The organism is Pseudomonadota bacterium (genome assembly GCA_039028155.1).
GTDB lineage: Bacteria > Pseudomonadota > Alphaproteobacteria > SP197 > SP197 > JANQGO01.
On the sequence record JBCCIS010000043.1, the window covers coordinates 1 to 16,560 of the forward strand.

22 protein-coding genes are annotated in these 16,560 nt (G+C 64.0%); 11 read left to right on the top strand and 11 right to left on the bottom strand.

The window, feature by feature from the left end; all coding sequences use genetic code 11:
• From prs to ychF, 4 genes are all read left to right on the top strand, one after another.
• A partial coding sequence (gene prs, locus AAF563_18960; protein MEM7123365.1) for a ribose-phosphate diphosphokinase occupies positions 1–618 on the top strand: 618 nt, incomplete at its 5' end.
• A 30-nt stretch (positions 619–648) separates the two neighbouring features.
• Positions 649–1,350 (top strand): 50S ribosomal protein L25/general stress protein Ctc, encoded by a 702-nt coding sequence (locus AAF563_18965; GenBank protein ID MEM7123366.1) that lies wholly within the window; start codon positions 649–651, stop codon positions 1,348–1,350.
• A 24-nt stretch (positions 1,351–1,374) separates the two neighbouring features.
• Complete coding sequence (gene pth / locus AAF563_18970; GenBank protein MEM7123367.1) at positions 1,375–2,004, top strand: aminoacyl-tRNA hydrolase; 630 nt, start codon at positions 1,375–1,377, stop codon at positions 2,002–2,004.
• The gene (gene ychF, locus AAF563_18975; GenBank protein ID MEM7123368.1) at positions 1,994–3,094 is read left to right on the top strand and encodes a redox-regulated ATPase YchF; all 1,101 of its coding nucleotides are present in this window, start codon (positions 1,994–1,996) and stop codon (positions 3,092–3,094) included. Before pth ends, ychF begins: the two co-directional genes overlap by 11 nt.
• Before the next feature lie 31 nt (positions 3,095–3,125).
• Here the strand turns inward: ychF and AAF563_18980 are convergent, their stop codons facing one another.
• The 6 genes from AAF563_18980 to petA form a co-directional block, all read right to left on the bottom strand.
• Positions 3,126–3,974: a VOC family protein gene (locus AAF563_18980; GenBank protein ID MEM7123369.1), complete on the bottom strand. Its 849-nt coding sequence runs from the start codon at positions 3,972–3,974 to the stop codon at positions 3,126–3,128.
• A 10-nt stretch (positions 3,975–3,984) separates the two neighbouring features.
• Entirely contained in the window at positions 3,985–4,503 is a 519-nt protein-coding gene (locus AAF563_18985; protein ID MEM7123370.1) for an adenine phosphoribosyltransferase, read from the bottom strand.
• Position 4,504: 1 nt separating this feature from the next.
• Positions 4,505–5,389, bottom strand: a complete 885-nt coding sequence (locus AAF563_18990) for an S-methyl-5'-thioadenosine phosphorylase (GenBank protein ID MEM7123371.1) — start codon at positions 5,387–5,389, stop codon at positions 4,505–4,507.
• 84 nt (positions 5,390–5,473) lie between these two features.
• Positions 5,474–6,229, bottom strand: a complete 756-nt coding sequence (locus AAF563_18995; GenBank protein MEM7123372.1) for a cytochrome c1 — start codon at positions 6,227–6,229, stop codon at positions 5,474–5,476.
• An 11-nt stretch (positions 6,230–6,240) separates the two neighbouring features.
• A complete protein-coding gene (locus tag AAF563_19000) occupies positions 6,241–7,506 on the bottom strand; it encodes a cytochrome b N-terminal domain-containing protein (GenBank protein ID MEM7123373.1) in 1,266 nt (421 codons plus the stop codon).
• Between the two features lie 13 nt (positions 7,507–7,519).
• On the bottom strand, positions 7,520–8,044 hold the full coding sequence (gene petA, locus AAF563_19005; GenBank protein ID MEM7123374.1) for a ubiquinol-cytochrome c reductase iron-sulfur subunit: 525 nt from the start codon (positions 8,042–8,044) through the stop codon (positions 7,520–7,522).
• Between the two features lie 166 nt (positions 8,045–8,210).
• Here petA and AAF563_19010 point away from each other — a divergent pair, with 166 nt between their 5' ends.
• The 5 genes from AAF563_19010 to AAF563_19030 all read left to right on the top strand — a co-directional run bounded on the left by AAF563_19010 (position 8,211) and on the right by AAF563_19030 (position 11,405).
• Positions 8,211–8,693 (top strand): tRNA (cytidine(34)-2'-O)-methyltransferase, encoded by a 483-nt coding sequence (locus tag AAF563_19010; GenBank protein ID MEM7123375.1) that lies wholly within the window; start codon positions 8,211–8,213, stop codon positions 8,691–8,693.
• Positions 8,690–9,553 carry an oxygen-dependent coproporphyrinogen oxidase gene (gene hemF, locus AAF563_19015; GenBank protein ID MEM7123376.1) on the top strand — a complete coding sequence of 288 codons (864 nt, stop codon included), beginning with the start codon at positions 8,690–8,692 and terminating at the stop codon, positions 9,551–9,553. Before AAF563_19010 ends, hemF begins: the two co-directional genes overlap by 4 nt.
• Positions 9,554–9,578: 25 nt before the next feature.
• Positions 9,579–10,433, top strand: a complete 855-nt coding sequence (locus AAF563_19020; GenBank protein MEM7123377.1) for a TIM barrel protein — start codon at positions 9,579–9,581, stop codon at positions 10,431–10,433.
• A gap of 68 nt (positions 10,434–10,501) precedes the next feature.
• Complete coding sequence (locus AAF563_19025) at positions 10,502–10,996, top strand: MarR family transcriptional regulator (protein MEM7123378.1); 495 nt, start codon at positions 10,502–10,504, stop codon at positions 10,994–10,996.
• Positions 10,983–11,405, top strand: coding sequence for a GFA family protein (locus tag AAF563_19030; GenBank protein MEM7123379.1), 423 nt, complete (start codon positions 10,983–10,985; stop codon positions 11,403–11,405). The genes AAF563_19025 and AAF563_19030 overlap by 14 nt, the downstream gene beginning before the upstream one ends.
• On the opposite strand, the gene AAF563_19035 is transcribed toward AAF563_19030, so the two are convergent.
• Genes AAF563_19035 through AAF563_19055 form a run of 5 tightly spaced genes read right to left on the bottom strand, consistent with a single transcriptional unit; the run spans position 11,402 to position 14,556 of the window.
• The gene (locus tag AAF563_19035) at positions 11,402–11,866 is read right to left on the bottom strand and encodes a GNAT family N-acetyltransferase (protein ID MEM7123380.1); all 465 of its coding nucleotides are present in this window, start codon (positions 11,864–11,866) and stop codon (positions 11,402–11,404) included. The two genes, AAF563_19030 and AAF563_19035, sit on opposite strands and share 4 nt — an antisense overlap.
• Positions 11,867–11,926: 60 nt before the next feature.
• Entirely contained in the window at positions 11,927–13,138 is a 1,212-nt protein-coding gene (locus AAF563_19040) for a CCA tRNA nucleotidyltransferase (protein MEM7123381.1), read from the bottom strand.
• Entirely contained in the window at positions 13,138–13,416 is a 279-nt protein-coding gene (locus tag AAF563_19045; protein MEM7123382.1) for a hypothetical protein, read from the bottom strand. The genes AAF563_19040 and AAF563_19045 overlap by 1 nt, the downstream gene beginning before the upstream one ends.
• Positions 13,413–14,000 (bottom strand): CoA pyrophosphatase, encoded by a 588-nt coding sequence (locus AAF563_19050; protein ID MEM7123383.1) that lies wholly within the window; start codon positions 13,998–14,000, stop codon positions 13,413–13,415. Before AAF563_19050 ends, AAF563_19045 begins: the two co-directional genes overlap by 4 nt.
• Entirely contained in the window at positions 13,990–14,556 is a 567-nt protein-coding gene (locus AAF563_19055; protein MEM7123384.1) for a DUF1285 domain-containing protein, read from the bottom strand. Before AAF563_19055 ends, AAF563_19050 begins: the two co-directional genes overlap by 11 nt.
• 67 nt (positions 14,557–14,623) lie before the next feature.
• On the opposite strand from AAF563_19055, the gene AAF563_19060 reads away from it, so the two are divergent.
• Both AAF563_19060 and AAF563_19065 read left to right on the top strand, forming a co-directional pair.
• Positions 14,624–15,625 carry a MoxR family ATPase gene (locus AAF563_19060; GenBank protein MEM7123385.1) on the top strand — a complete coding sequence of 334 codons (1,002 nt, stop codon included), beginning with the start codon at positions 14,624–14,626 and terminating at the stop codon, positions 15,623–15,625.
• A 49-nt stretch (positions 15,626–15,674) separates the two neighbouring features.
• The gene (locus AAF563_19065; protein MEM7123386.1) at positions 15,675–16,559 is read left to right on the top strand and encodes a DUF58 domain-containing protein; all 885 of its coding nucleotides are present in this window, start codon (positions 15,675–15,677) and stop codon (positions 16,557–16,559) included.
• The last annotated feature ends 1 nt before the right edge of the window (position 16,560 follow it).

Consider the following 16,560-nt stretch of genomic DNA (forward strand, 5'->3'; position numbering starts at 1 on the left):
GCCAAATTGGTGGCCAATCTGATCACCATGTCGGGCGCCAACCGGGTCCTGACCATGGACCTGCACGCCGGCCAGATTCAGGGTTTTTTCGACATTCCGCTGGATAATCTCTACGCCGCGCCGGATTTCGAAAAGGACATCATGGAGAACTTCAACGGCGGCGATCTGATGATCGTGTCGCCGGATGTGGGCGGCGTTTTCCGGGCACGCGAGATCGCCAAGCGGCTTGACGGCGGCTTGGCAATCGTCGATAAGCGCCGCGAACGCGCCGGCGTCTCGGAAGTCATGCACATTATTGGCGATGTCGAGGGTCGGCGCTGTATTTTGGTCGACGATATCGTCGATTCCGGCGGCACCTTGTGTAACGCCGCCCAGGCCCTGAAGGATTCGGGCGCGACGAGTGTCAGCGCCCACATCGTTCACGGTGTGCTGTCAGGCGGTGCCGTCGGCCGGATCGAGGCCTCGGTGCTGGACAGCCTGACCATCACCGATTCGATCCAGCCGACCGAGGCGGTCCGGGTCGCCGAGAAGATACGCGTGGTCTCCGTCGCCAAACTGATGGCCGAGGCCATTCGCCGCATCAGTGACGAAAGCTCGGTGTCGAGCCTTTTCGACTGACTGTGGCCGAGGTTGTGAAGGAGATTAATCATGGCTGATCAAGCCACACTTGAAGCCGAACTGCGCACCACCCCGGGCAAGGGGGCGTCGCGCGCCGCACGCCGCGCCGGCAAGATCCCGGGCGTTGTCTACGGCAGCGAGCAGGACAACGTGATGATCCAGCTCGACCGCGACCTGATGAACCGCGAGGTCAGCAAGGCCGGTTTCTACAACTCACTTTACGAACTGGCAGTCGACGGCAAGACGATCAACGTCCTGCCCCGCGAGCTGCAGGTGCATCCGGTGACGGACGCCATCCTGCATGTCGATTTTCTGGCGGTGAAGGCCGATGCCACGGTGACGGTGAACCTGCCCGTGGTGTTCTTGAACGAAGAAGAAAGCCCAGGCCTGGTTCGCGGCGGCGTGCTGAACGTCGTGCGCCACGAGGTCGAGGTGAACTGTCCGGCCAACGCCATTCCCGAGTCACTCGAGATCGACCTGACCGGCCTGGACATTGGTGACAGCGTCCACATCAGCATGGTCAAGCTGGCTGACAACGTCGTGCCGACCATCGACGACCGCGACTTCACCATCGCCACGATCGCCGCGCCGACGGTGATCACCGAGGAAGAGGAAGCCGGCGAGGAAGGCGAAGAGGGCGAAATTCCGGAAGGCGAGGAAGGTGCAGCCGAAGGCGATGCCGAGGGCGAGGGCGACAGCGGGGATGCCGGCGGCGACGCCGAGGACTCCTGACCCCTTCACCAGACCGGGTGAGCCATGTTGCTGCTTGTAGGCCTCGGCAATCCGGGGCCCGGCCACGCGCGTGACCGCCACAATATCGGCTTCATGGCCGCCGACCGGATCGCCGAGGATTGGGGCTTCGGACCCTGGCGGCGCCGGTTCCAGGCCGATACCGCCGAAGGTCGCCTGGACGGTCACAAGGCGCTGCTGCTGAAGCCCGTCACATTCATGAACGAATCCGGGCGCGCCGTCGGCGAGGCCGTGCGTTTCTACAAGATCGACCCCGACCAGGTCGTCGTGCTTTATGACGAGATCGACCTGGCGCCGGGCAAGGTGCGCTGCAAGCAGGGCGGCGGCCATGCTGGACATAACGGTATCCGCAGTGTGCACGCCCACATCGGGCCGGATTACCGGCGCGTGCGCATCGGCGTCGGTCATCCCGGCAGCAAGGAGCGCGTGATCGGTCATGTGTTGAGCAGTTTCTCCGCGTCCGACAAGGGCTGGCTGGATCGCCTGCTCGACGCCATATCCGATGCAGCGCCGCTGTTGGCGGAGCACAAGGACGAGAAGTTTCAATCCCAGGTCGCCCACCTGTCGCAACCCCCAAAACCGAAGAAACCGGCGCAAAAGGCCGACCCGAAGAACGAGGACAGCAATGGGAATTAGATGCGGCATCGTGGGTCTGCCCAATGTCGGTAAGTCGACCCTTTTCAATGCCCTGACCGCGACCGGCGCGGCGCAGACCGGCAACTTTCCGTTCTGCACCGTCGATCCGAACATCGGCCGCGTCGCCGTACCCGACAGCCGTCTCGAAGCCATCGCCGGGATAGCCCAACCGGCCAAGGTGATCGCCAACCAGATCGAGTTCGTCGATATCGCCGGCCTGGTACGTGGCGCCAGTCAGGGCGAAGGCCTGGGCAACCAGTTCCTGGCCAATATCCGCGAGGTCGATGCGGTCCTGCACCTGGTCCGTTGTTTTGAGGAAGGCGAAGTCGCCCACGTCGACGGCTCCGTCGACCCCATCCGCGACATCGAGACCATCGAGACCGAATTGATGCTGGCCGACCTGGAGAGCCTGGAGAAGCGCCAGCAAAGCACCGAGAAGCGCGCGAAGACCGGCGACAAGGAAGCCAAGCTCGACCTGGTGCTCATCGAGCGCACGCTCGATGCCTTGCGCGACGGCAAGCCCGCGCGCTCGGTCGAGATTGCCGATGACGAGGCCAAGCGGTTTCGCATGCTGCAGCTTCTGACGTCGAAACCGCTACTTTATGTCTGCAATGTCGACGAGGGCGACGCCGCCGACGGTAACCGCCACACCCACGCCGTCGCCGAACGCGCGGCGGGGGAAGGCGCACAGAGTGTCGTGGTCTCGGCCAAGATCGAAGCCGAACTGGCCGAGATCGAAGACGCCGAGGAACGCGCGATGTTCCTGGCCGAGATGGGTCTAGAGGAAGCCGGACTGGACCGTGTCATCCGCGCGGCCTATCGCCTCTTGGGCCTGATCACCTTCTTCACGGCCGGCCCGAAGGAAGCGCGTGCCTGGACCGTGCGCGACGGCGCCAAGGCGCCGGAGGCCGCCGGTGAAATCCACACCGACTTCGAGCGCGGCTTCATCTGCGCCGAGACCATTGCCTTTGACGACTACGTCGCGCTGAACGGCGAACTGGCCGCCAAACAGGCCGGCAAGATGCGCCAGGAAGGCCGCGAGTACCTGGTGCGCGACGGCGACGTCCTGCTCTTCCGGTTCAACGTCTGAGGGTGTCATCTGGAGCAGATCGCGATCCGCTCTAGGCCGTGAACACGAGGGCGACGCCGCAGGCGTCTTCCGCGGCGACCATGATCGAACGTAGCTCGCGCAGCAGCGGGATACTGGCCGACGCCATCACCTGGGTCGTCGCGTCGAGATCGGCGACCTCCAGCGTGATCACGGCCGGACACGGGATGTCATCGGATTCCGGCAAAAGGTCGGGGTAGAGCTCGTCCAGGTCATCGTGAGAGGCGAAGAGAATGCTCTGATCACCCAGCCACAACGAGACGATGTCATCGGTCGCCGTGACGGCGTTTTCGCCCAACAGCGTCGAATAGGCTTCGATCAGCGGCGCCGTGTTTTCGCAAGGAACCGCGACGCTCTTGATGCACTGCGCGCCGTTCGGGTGATGGGTCCAGCCTTCCCGCCGCACCAACTCCGGCGTCTGGTGATGACACAGGAACATGGGAATGCCCGGTGTTGCCGCGTCCGGCAGGTGGACGATCTGGAAGCGCGGTTCGCTCACCTCGCCCGCTTCTTCGATTAACCGCGACAGGTCCTTGGGCCCGTCGGCGGCAATGCCAGCGTCAATCAGCCGCGCGGCCGCGGCCGCGCCGTCGTCGGCTGCGAGTGCGATCGCCGATAATCCCGTGCCCCGATCGCGATTGCCGCGGTGCGATGCGTTGGCGGCGAACTCATCGGGATCGACGACGCCGATCAGTTCCAGATAGCCGCGCTCCAGCATGAAACAATAGTTGCCCGTGCCCCATTGCGGATGGCGCCCGCGCGGCGTCGGATTGAAACCGAGACGAATGTAGGTTTCCCGGTCGGCCTCCAGATCGTCGGCGTTTATGAGGGTGTGATCAATACCAGTGATGTCGCCGGCCATGCCGCGTCTCCTAGTACTCTACGAGAGCGTGAAACGGTACGCCTAGAGCCTCAAGCTGCTGGGCGCCGCCCAGCTCCGACAGCTCGATGACGAAGGCGCATCCGACAATCTCCGCGCTGGCTTGGCGGAACAACTTGATACCGGCTGAGATGGTGCCGCCTGTGGCCAGCAAATCATCAACCATCAGGATACGTTGGCCGGCTGTCACCGCGTCTTCATGGATCTCGACCCGGTCGGAGCCGTACTCCAAGTCATAGTCCATGCCGATCGTCGCCCAGGGCAGTTTGCCTTTCTTGCGCACCGGGACGAAACCGACCGATAACTGATGCGCGACGGCGCCGCCCAGGATGAAACCACGCGCTTCGATACCGGCGACGGCGTCAATCTTGTGGCCGGCATAGGGCTGCACCAATTCGTCGACGGTCCGGCGGAAACCGCCGGCATCACCGAACAACGTGGTGATGTCGCGAAACATGATGCCCTTTTGCGGATAGTCCGGGATGTTCCGGACCAACGACTTGATGTCCATATCAATCAGCTCCGTTGCCCAGGACACGTCCGGCCACCGCGTCCAAGCGAGCAATCAGTTCGGGATCGCGTTTCTCCGGCGCCGTGATCAAGGCGTGATCGAGCGCCCGGTCGCAGCCGGCATAGCAAAGCTCGCCGTGCCGGTCGACCGACGGCGCAAGCGCCCGCACCAATTGGCGCGCGTTATCGGCGTTGGCGTGAAGAACCTTCAAAATCGAATCCACCGTCACGTTGTCATGGCCGTCATGCCAGCAGTCATAGTCGGTCACCATGGCGACGGTGACGTAACAAATTTCGGCCTCACGGGCGAGGCGCGCCTCGGGCATCGCGGTCATGCCGATGACGTCGCAACCCCAGCTGCGGTAAAGCTGGCTTTCGGCATAGGTCGAGAATTGCGGCCCCTCCATCACCAAATAGGTGCCGCCGCGGTGATAGGCGATGTCTTCGTTCTGGAGCGTTGTTTCGATCACGTCGGTCAGCCGCGGGCAGGCGGGATGAGCAAGAGAGATATGGGCGACCAGACCGTCGCCGAAAAAACTCTTGGTCCTCAGGTGCGAACGGTCGATGTATTGATCGACCAGCACGAACATGCCGGGCGCCAGGTCTTCCCGCAGCGACCCGACCGCGCCGACCGACACGATATCGGTGACGCCCAATCGCTTCATGGCATCGATGTTGGCGCGGGCGTTCAGACCGGTTGGCGAGATGTGGTGACCGCGACCATGTCGTGGCAGAAAGACGAGCTTTTGATCACCGAGCGTGCCCTGCAGAAACTCGTCGGAAGGCGCGCCCCACGGTGTATCCACCTTGATCCAGCGCGCGTCTTCCAGGCCATCGATGTCATAGACACCGCTGCCGCCGATCACGCCTAGAACGGTCTCAACCATCACGCCCCCGCAGCCTGCCGACCCTCTTCGGACCGGCACACTCTAGAGCATGACCCGATTGCATCAACCGGCCGCGCGGGCAATTCAGTGATGGATCTTTGCCCAGATCTTGCGCTTCGAGACGTAGAACAAGCCGGTCAGGATGAGCAGGAACAGAAGGACTTTGATCCCCATCGACTTGCGGTCTTCAAGCTTGGGTTCCGCCGCCCACATCAGGAACGCCGCGACGTCCTGGGAGTGCTGTTCCAAGGTCGCCTCGGTGCCGTCGGTATAGGTGACGTAATCGTCGCCCAGCGGCGGCGCCATGGCGATCAGCCCACCGGCAAAGTACTCGTTGTGGTAGAGACCGCCATCGGTCGGCTCATCACTCTCGTAACCGCTGAGTAGCGCGGCAATGTAATCCGGTCCATAGGGATTGCGCTTGGCCTGCAGTGAGAGGTCGGGCGGTACCGCACCGCCATTGGCGGCACGGGCGGCTTCGTCATTGGGGAACGGCGACGGGAACGCATCGGCAGGCAGAGCCGGACGGAAGAACATGTCACCTTCGGCATTCGGCCCATCCTCGACCTCGAAGCCGGACGCGATCGCCTTGACCTGGTCCTCGTTGTAACCGAGTGCTTCCAGGTTCCGGAACCGGACATACTTCAGCCCATGGCAGCTCGCACAGACCTCCAGATAGACCTGCATGCCGCGCTGCAGCTCGCTTCGGTCAAAGGTTCCGAAAATGCCCTGGAACGACCACTGTTGTTCCGGCGGCGAGACCGCCTCCTCGGCAGCCATGGCAGCCGATGATGTGATCAGGGCGAAGGAGAGCGCGGCCGTGACGAATAGCTTCTTCATGGTCGCCTCCCTCAAGCCTTGTCGCGCGGCGCGGCGGCCGCCACCGGCGCGCCACCGCCTAAGACCGGCGTGGCGATACTGTCCGGCATTTGCCTGGGTCGCTCGAACCAACCGATCAGCGGCATCACGATGATGAAGTGCAGGAAGTAATAGGTCGTCGCGATGCGGCCGATAATCAGCCATCCACCTTCGGCCGGTTGCGAACCGACGTAGCCCAGGACCAAGACGTCGATCAACAGCAGCAGGAAGAACCACTTGTAGATCGGACGGAAGGTCGACGAGCGCACCCGCGAGGTGTCGAGCCAGGGAATGAAGAGCAGGATCAGGATCGACGCGAACATGGCGATGACACCGCCGAGCTTGGCATCGATGAACCAGATGTCCGGCACCGCGCGCAGGATCGCGTAGAACGGCAGGAAGTACCATTCCGGCACGATGTGGGCGGGCGTCACCAGCGGATCGGCCGGGATGTAGTTATCGGGATGCCCCATGTAGTTGGGCGCATAAAAGACGAACACCGCGAAAATGATCAGGAAGACGCCCAGGCCCACCGCATCCTTGATCGTGTAGTACGGGTGGAACGGTATGAAGTCCTGCGGGCCCTTGTAGTCGATGCCCAAGGGATTGTTCGACTTCTTGTGGTGCAGCGCCCACAGATGCAGGAAGACCACGCCGACAATCACGAACGGCAGCAGATAGTGCAGGCTGTAGAACCGGTTCAGCGTCGGGTTGCCGACCGCGAAACCGCCCCACAGCCACTCAACGATGCCGGGACCGATAATCGGGATGGCCGAGAACAGGTTGGTGATCACGGTCGCGCCCCAGAAGCTCATCTGACCCCAAGGCAGCACGTAACCCATGAACGCTGTCGCCATCATCAAGAGCAGGATGATGATGCCCAACCACCACAAGACCTCGCGCGGCGCCTTGTAGGAGCCGTAGTAGAGGCCTCGGAAGATATGGATGTAGACGACGACGAAGAACAGCGATGCGCCGTTGGCGTGGATGTAGCGGATCAGCCAGCCGTAGTTCACGTCGCGCATGATGCGCTCGACGCTGTCGAACGCTAGTTCCGTGTGCGGAACATAGTGCATGGCGAGCACGATGCCGGTGATGATCTGAATGACCAGCGCGATACCGGCCAGCGACCCGAAGCTCCACGCATAGTTCAGATTGCGCGGCGCCGGGTACTCGACCAGGTGTTCGTTGACGTAGGAGAAGATCGGCAGCCGGTTGTCGAACCAGCGCACGAAGGCAATGTTCATCAATCCGTTCATCTCGCGCCCCCGCTCAACCGATACGCACGGTGGTGTCGTCGAGGAACTCGTAGGTCGGAACGGTCAGGTTCAGCGGCGCGGGTCCCTTGCGGATGCGCCCGGACGTATCGTAGTGCGAACCGTGGCAGGGGCAGAACCAACCGTCATACTCGCCCTGATCGGCCAACGGAATGCAGCCAAGATGGGTGCAGATGCCGACCATGATCAGCCATTCGGGTTTAAGCACGCGGTCACCGTCGGTCTCGGGGTCTTTCAAATCCTCCAGTGGAACCGCCTCGGCTTCGGCGATGTCTTCTTCGGTGCGATGGCGGATAAAGACAGGCTTGCTACGCCAGCTCACGATGATCTGCTGACCGACCGGGACCTGCGACAGGTCGACTTCGGTGGTGCTCAAGGCCAGCACGTCTTCGGCCGGGTTCATTTGATCGACCAGCGGCCAAAGAACGGCCAGCGCCCCGACGCCAGCCACAGCGCCGGTCGCCACATAGAGGAAATCGCGCCGGGTCTCCCCTTGCGCGCCTGCTGTCTGATCCACCATGCCGTGGCCCCTACACAGTTATCCAACCCAATGATCGAGCGCCACCATCCTGGCAGCGACACCCGATCACCCGCGCCTGCGGTTCCACACCTTTCCGTGAGGCGGGCCATGATTATACTGTCAAAACCGGATAAGCAAGGGGCGGAAACCAAGGATTCTCAACGCTATGCGCCTTGCCCTCTATGAACCGGATATTCCTCAGAATACCGGCACGCTTCTGCGCATGGCGGCCTGTTTCGCGGTTCCCGTCGATCTCATAGAACCGGCCGGTTTTCAGCTTGGTGATGCCCGGTTTCGCCGCGCCCTCATGGACTATGGCGAGCGCCTCGATATGACGCGCCATGTTTCCTGGCAGGCATTTCAGCGCGACCGCCAACCGGGCCGCCTGGTGCTGCTGACGACCAAGGCCACGCAACCGGTCTGGCACGTCGACTTTCGATCGGAGGACACCCTGCTCCTGGGCCGGGAGTCGGCCGGCGTGCCCGATGTCGTCCACGAATCCGCCGATACTCGCGCCCTGATCCCCATGGCCGACGGCGCGCGGTCGCTCAATGTCGCGGTCGCCGGCGCGATCGCGCTGGGCGAGGCCTTGCGCCAGACCGGCTTTCCCGCCATGTCTGGCAACGAACAAACCCAGGGACATCCATGAACCCGTCCGAACGCGGCCCCGGCGACAGCGAAACGAAACAACGCGCCGTCACCTGGTTCGAAGACCTGCGCAATCGCATTTGCGCCGCAATCGAAGGCCTGGAAGACGACCTGACCGGCACCTACGCGGACCGGCCGGCCGGCCGCTTTGAACGCAAGTCATGGCAGCGGCCCGGCGGCGGTGGCGGCACCATGGCGGTCATGAAGGGCCGGTTGTTCGAAAAAGTCGGCGTCAACGTCTCGGAGGTCTGGGGCAGGTTCGACGAGAAATTCCGCGGCGAGATCCCAGGCGCCGGCGACGACGGACGGTTCTGGGCCGCCGGCATATCGCTGGTCGCCCATATGCAATCGCCCCTGGTGCCCGCCGTTCATATGAACACCCGCCATATCGCGACGTCGGCCAAGGCGTGGTACGGCGGCGGCGCCGATCTGAACCCGCCCCTGCCCGATGACCAGGACACCGCCGACTTCCATGCGGCGTTTGAGGCGGCGTGCGACCGCCATGCCTGCGCCGACCATAAGAAGTTCAAGGAATGGGCGGACGACTACTTCTTCATCAAACACCGCGACACCGCGCGCGGCGTCGGCGGCATTTTCTACGACTATATCGACGCCGACGACGATGCCTTCGCCTTTACCCAGGATGTCGGCCGTACGTTCGTCGCGATCTATCCCGAGCTGGTCGCCCGGCACATGGACCAGCCGTGGACCGACGAACAGCGCGACCACCAGCTGGCCTATCGCGGGCGTTATGCGGAGTTCAACCTGGTCTATGACCGCGGCACCCGCTTCGGCCTGATGACCGGGGGCAACCCCGAAGCGGTGCTGATGTCGCTGCCGCCGGTCGCGACCTGGCCTTGAACATAGGACAACGGGGGCGATCATCATGCAGAAGCTAGAGGTCTTTCAGTCGGTCTGGGCAATGGAGCGGCGCCGACCCGACGGTAAGGAGTGGTCGCTGGAGGAGCAGGTCGCGATGATCGCCGAGGCCGGTTATGCCGGCATGGATCTCTACAGCTTCGTGCCCGAGATATCGCGCCCGGCCAAAAAGCTGCTCGACCAGGCGGGTCTTGCCTGCACCTGCTGCGCCTTCCCCAAATCGATTGAGGGACTTCAGTCGGATATCGACATGGCGTTGGAACTGGGCGCGCGGCACCTGAATGTCATCGGCCAGCTCTACCCGATGACCGTCGCGGAAGGCGCGGACATCGTCAAACGCTGGCTGGAGATGGGCGAGGCATCCGGCATGCCGATCACCATCGAGACCCACCGCGACTGCATCACGACCGACATGCTCTATACGCTGCAGTTGATGGATGCGGTGCCCCAGATGCGGCTCTGCGCCGACCTCTCCCACTTCGTCGTCGGGCGCGAGTTCACCTGGCCGATCCCAACCCGCGACGAAAACTGGATCCAGCAGATCTTGGACCGCAGCGTCGCCTTCCAGGGCCGGGTTGCCAGCCGTGAGCAGGTCCAGGTGCAGCTCGACTTCCCGCAGCAGCAAGGCTGGGTCGGCAAGTTCCGCCAGTGGTGGGAAGACGGCATGCGCAAATGGCGCTTCCGCGAGCCGGCCGACGCCACCTTGAACTTCCTGGTCGAACTCGGCCCGCCGCCCTACGCCATGACCGACAAGGACGGCTGGGAACTCTCGGACCGCTGGGCCGAAGCGCTGGTTATCAAAGGCTGGGTCGAGGAGATCTGGGCGCGCCTGGAGGTCGAGGGCAAGGCGAACCAGGACTAGCGAAGGGCAAACGATCACCCAACACTACTTGACATCTCAGATGTCAATATGGCATCTAAGGTGTCACTATGACATCGGTCCCACCCACCAGCGAGACCCTCTACGACCTCATCCGTCTGGTGCGGCCGCTTTACAAGACCCTCGAGGCCTCGGTGGCCCTCGAGCTCGCGCCGACGGGCCTCAGCGTATCGCAGCGGGCGATCCTGGAGCTGGTGTTGGACCACGGTTCCCTGACGGTTCCGGCGTTGGCGCGCCACCTGATCGCGCCGCGCCAGTTCATCCAGCGTATCGTCAACGAACTGCTCGCCATGGGGCTGGTCGAGAGGCAGCGGAACGCCGCCCACAAACGTTCGGTGCTAATCGCCCTGACGCCCACCGGGTCGGCCGCCATCGCAAGCGTCAAGCAGCGCGAGGCCGCCGTGATGGAGCCCATCGCCCGCGACCTCGACGCCGCCGACATCGAGACCGCCAGGGCCGTCATGGCCGCGGTCACGGAGGCGTTTCGTTCGCACAACGAAAGAAACAAGACGACCAACCAGGAGGACGATCATGACAGTGCGTGAAGGCGGCTGCCTGTGTGGCGCCGTCAGGTACAAGGTCGAAGGCGAACCGTTGATGTCCGGCGCCTGTTACTGCCGCGACTGCCAGTATGTCGCCGGCGGCGCCGAAGCGGTCGGCGCCGCATACCCGGCCGAGGCCCTGACCGTGACCAAGGGCGAGACGCGCCAATTCGTCATCAAGGGCGCGAGCGGCGCGGACGTCACCCGGCACTTCTGCCCCGCTTGCGGCGCCCATCTCTTCGCCCACAACAGCACGTTTCCGCAATTCCGGTCGATCAAGATCGGTACACTGGACGACCCCAGCGGGTTCACATCCCAGGGCAACATCTGGACGTCGTCGGCGCAGCCCTGGCACCGCATCGATCCCAACCTGCCGGCGTGGGAAAGGGAGCCGGACTTCGGCGGCGCCTAAGTGAGCTCAAGCGTCATGAAGACACTGTTTGGATCAGGGCGATAGTCGGCAAAGGGCGGACACTCGACGAAGCCAAAGCGTGCATAGAGCTCCCGCGCCGCGCGATAGCCCTCCATGGAACCAGTCTCCAGGCTTAGGCGCCGGTAGCCGCGTTCGCGCGCGACGCCCAGAAGGTGCTCGACCATGCGCGCGGCGATGCCGCGACCGCGAAAGGCTTCGGCCGTATGCATGGACTTGATCTCGCCGTGGCTCGCGTCGAGCTCTTTGAGCGCTCCACAGCCCAGAAGATCACCGCCGTGCCACGCGGTCCAGAACGTCACGCCGGTCTCGCGCAGCGAGTCCAGATCAAGCGCATGCGTGCTCTCGGGCGGAGCCTGCGCCGCGGCATGGTCAAGATGGGTCGTCAGCAGTTCCCGAATCGCAGCGCCGCTGAGATCGTCCTCGCGTACGTTGATTTGCATGGTTGCCTGCCGCCTGGTGTGATGACGCCGCCCTATCATCCGACGGCTATCGGCATCAAGTCAGGATGACAGCAGCTGCTTGGCTTTCGCGAGACAGGCGTCGCGGTCCGGCTGGAAGTCTTCCGCACGCCACCAGTCTTCGACCGTGTCGACCACGCGGCCGACTTCCGGGCCCTTGGGCACGCCAAGTTCGACCACGTCCTGGCCGCGGATCGGCAGCTTGGGATCGTCCCAGCGGTTGGCCGTCTCCAACATCGCACGCCAGGCATCAGCGCGGCGCTCACCGTCGTCGGCCCAGGCGAGCAGCACGAGATCGCGATAGAGATCGGCGCCGGTATCGTAGAGAACCTGGCGCCGCGCCTTCTCATCCATCGCCGCGTCGAGCGTCACGCTCGGCGGCACCAGCGCGCCAAGCCGCGCCTTCTCCACGTTCGACATGCGCAAGCGGTCGGCGACGCCTTCTCCGTCACGCTCGATCAACGACGCCAAACGGCGCACGGGATCGCGATCGTCGATCCCCGTCAGCGCGAGCAACCGACCGAAGTCCCCGGCTTCGGGCAGCACCACCCCCAGAACGCCGGTCTCGCGCATGGCGCTGAGCGCGGGCACCGGGTTGGCGGCCGCCAGCAGCTTGAGCAGTTCCGCCCTGACCCGCTCGGCCGACAGGCGCGGCAGTTCGTCGCGGGCGTCCGCGCAGGCGCGCATGGCATCGGGGTCCGGTGCCGCCTCGCCGAAATGGGCGAGGAACCGGAAAAAACGGAGGATCCGCAGGTAATCCTCGGCGATCCGTTCGGCCGGCTCGCCGACAAACCGCACGTGGCCGGCATCGAGATCCTCGCGGCCGCCGAAGGCATCGAACAAGGTGCCGTCGGGCCGCGCGCTCATGGCGTTGAAGGTGAAGTCGCGTCGCGACGCATCGGCCAGCCAGTCGTCGGTAAAGGCAACCTCCGCATGGCGCCCGTCGGTCTCGACGTCCTCGCGCAGCGTCGTCACCTCGAACGGCTGGCCCTTGGCGACCGCCGTCACCGTGCCGTGTTTGAGGCCGGTCGGCACCGCCTTCAGCTTGGCGGCCTGAAGCAGCGCCATTACGGTCTCCGGCGGGTCGGGCGTCGCGATATCCATATCGCTGATCGGCCGGCCAAGCAGGCAGTCGCGCACGCAGCCACCAACGAAGCGCACCTCGCTGCCGCCGGCGGTCAGCGCCGCGATCACCGTGTTCGCCGCCGATGACGTCATTTCCGGCGCTAACGTGATGCGCCCGACCGATTCCATTACTCGCCGACCTGGCTCGGCTGGATCTCGCCGTCGACATAGGACGGTGGCGTATAGACGCCAGTCGGTTCGCCGCCGTCGAGGATGGCGAACAGCGCCATCGCGACCGCCATCGACGCCAATGTTCCGATGACGATCATGGTCCACGGCGCGTCGCGCCATTGCGGCAACTGGCCCTTTTCGCGCAGCTCCTTGTTTTCGCGCGACAGCTTGTACCAGACGGCATAGCTCACCAGCGGAACGACAATCAGCAGGATGGGCAGCAGGTAGCGGATCATGGATGACCTTTCAAAACGCCAATCAGGTTGACAAGGATGGCCGCTGTCGCCCCCCAGATGTACCGGTCCTCGTATTCGAAGACGCTGTACCAGCGATCGGCGCCGCGCCAGAACATGCTTTCGCGGCGATGGTTCCTCGGGTCGGTCAGGAAATCGAGCGGCACCTCGAAGGCGTCGATGAACTCGACCCCGTCCGGCTTGAGCTCGACCGGCGGCCGCACGATACCGACCAGAGGTGCGATCGCAAATCCCGAGCCAGCGCGGTGAGTATTCAGCCGGGCGATAATCTCGACCTGACCGGGATGAAGGGCGACTTCCTCTTCAGCCTCGCGCAAGGCGGCGGCGGCTTCATCTGCGTCGGCGTCCTCGATACGTCCGCCGGGGAAACTAATTTGCCCGGCATGACTGTTCAGCCGCTCGGAGCGCTGACCGAAGATGACACTCATGCCGTCGTCGCGGTCGACCAGCGGCACCAGGACCGCCGCCTTCTTGCTGACCGGCTCGGTCTCCCAGTCGGACGGCGGCACGTCGAGGATGGGTTGCGGCGCCGCACGCAGCGCGCCGATCACAGCGTCACGTGTCATCGTCGAGTGTACCCAACGCAAAAAACACGCCGCCGCTCCAAACACCCAATACGTCGGCGCCATCGCGCCGCTCGGTCTCACCAAGGCCCACCAGTTCGTAGTAAACGGGACGCGCGATCAGCGCCTCCAGCCCCGGCCTTATCTCGATGTAAGGCGCCGGCTCGCCCGTCGCGTCGTCAAAGTCGACGCGGATCGGATGTTCGGGCCCGGCGGTCACTTCATCATCCACATTGCTTCGGAACAACAGCTGCTGCGCCGCGCCTTCGCCTGTCGCCGCCACGTGCACCGCAACGAAGGGCGCGTCATCGACGGTGATCCGCCTCTTTTCCGCCGGAGTCACGAGATAGTACCCGCCGTCGGGATCGCGCGTGAGTATGCCGGCGAACAGCTTCACCAGCGGCTTGCGGTTGATCGGTGAGCCCTCGTGGTACCAGGTGCCGTCGCGCGCGATACGGATGTCGATATCGGCGTGGAATACCTGGCGAAATCGGGCTTCGTCCTCGCGGTTAAGCGCTTCGCGCGATGACCCGGCCTCACGGGGTTGTGTATCCGTCATCTGTCTGGGTGATATCCTGTCGTGCAGACGCCAATTATATAGTTCGGGACACAGAAACGTAGGATCAATGGCTGAAACTCCACAAACCAACCTGCAAGACACCCAGGACCTGACCGCCGATATCGAACGAATCGGCGAAAAACTGGCCAAAGCGCGCACCGCGATCGGTAATGTCATCTTTGGTCAGTCGGAGGTGGTCGAACAGACTCTGACCACACTTCTGGCGGGTGGCCATGCACTCCTGATCGGCGTGCCGGGCCTCGGCAAGACCAAGCTGGTCGAAACCATCGGCACGGTGATGGGCCTGGACGAAAAGCGCGTCCAGTTCACGCCCGACCTGATGCCGGCCGACATTCTGGGCTCCGAAGTGCTGGAAGAGGCCGACACCGGCCGGCGTTCGTTCCGCTTCATCCCCGGTCCCGTCTTCTGCCAGCTTCTGATGGCCGACGAGATCAACCGGGCGAGCCCGCGCACCCAGTCCGCGCTTCTGCAAGCCATGCAGGAAGGATCGGTCTCGGTCGCCGGATCGCGGCACGAATTGCCCGATCCCTTCCATGTGCTGGCAACCCAGAACCCGTTGGAGCTTGAAGGCACCTATCCGCTACCGGAAGCGCAGCTTGACCGTTTCCTGATGGAAATCGATGTCGACTATCCCGGCCGCGATGCCGAGCGCGAGATGCTGGTCGTGACCACCGGCAGCGACGAAGCGCCGGTCGCCGAGGTCATGAGCGGCAACGAGTTGAAGGAAGCCCAACGACTGGTGCGCCGCATTCCGGTCGGCGAGAGTGTCGTCGAAGCGATCCTGACGCTGGTGCGCTCGGGCCGTCCCGATGGCAGCGACACGACGGAGATGATCTCCTGGGGACCCGGCCCGCGCGCCAGCCAGGCTTTAATGCTGGCCGCCCGCGCCCGCGCGCTGCTGGACGGTCGCTATGCCCCGTCGGTCGACGATGTTGTGACACTGGCCGCGCCAGTCCTGCGTCATCGTATGGCACTGACCTTCGCGGCACGCGCCGACGGCATGACGGTCGACCGGGTGATTGAACGGCTGAAGGCGCCGCTCGCCTGATCGCCTGCCCGATGATCACCGCGTCTTTCCTTCGCGCCACGAGGCGATCATGACCGAGACGGCTGTCAGTTTCCGGCAGCGCGCCGAACAGCTCGTCGGTCATCTGCCGCCGCTCTTGGTCGAGGCCGAACGTGTCGCGGCGATCGTGGCGCAAGGCGTGCACGGTAGGCGACGGGTCGGTCCGGGCGAGGCGTTCTGGCAGTACCGGCGCTACGAGCCCGGCGAGGCAGCCAGCCTGATCGACTGGCGCGCGTCGGCCAAGTCGATGCAGCTCTATGTGCGCGAGAATGAGTGGGAGGCTGCCGAGAGTGTCTGGCTATGGTCCGACAACTCGCCGTCCATGACCTATGGCTCCCGGCTCGCCGAAACGACCAAGTTGGACCGCGCGCGCTTGTTGATCATGGCGCTTGCCGTCCTGCTCGTGCGCGGCGACGAGAACATTGCGCTGCTGGGCGTCGACAAGAGACCACGCACCGGCAGCGCAGCGCTGACGCGTTTCGCGACGCGCCTGATGCATCAGGAAACCGACGACGACACGCCCAGCCTGCCGCGCCACGAAATCCTGCCGCGTCATGCCCAGATCGTGTTGATCGGGGATTTCCTGGAGCCGCTGGAATCTCTCGACGCCATGATCAAGCATTTCGCCGGGCTTGGCGTTTCCGGCCACCTCTTGCAGATCCTGGATCCCGCCGAAGAGAGCCTGCCTTACGCGGGCCGCGTCCTGTTCGACGGCTTCGAGCGCGAAGGCACCATGCTGGCGAGCCGCGCCGAAGCGCTGCGCCAGGACTATGTCAGCCGGTTGAAGGCGCATCAGGAGACCCTGTCGGACATGGTGCGCCGTGCCCAATGGACGTTCAGCATTCATCACACCGATGCCCAGCCGCAGTCCGCGCTGCTGCCGCTTTACGTCCATCTCTCCGGCCAGGTGGTGTGAG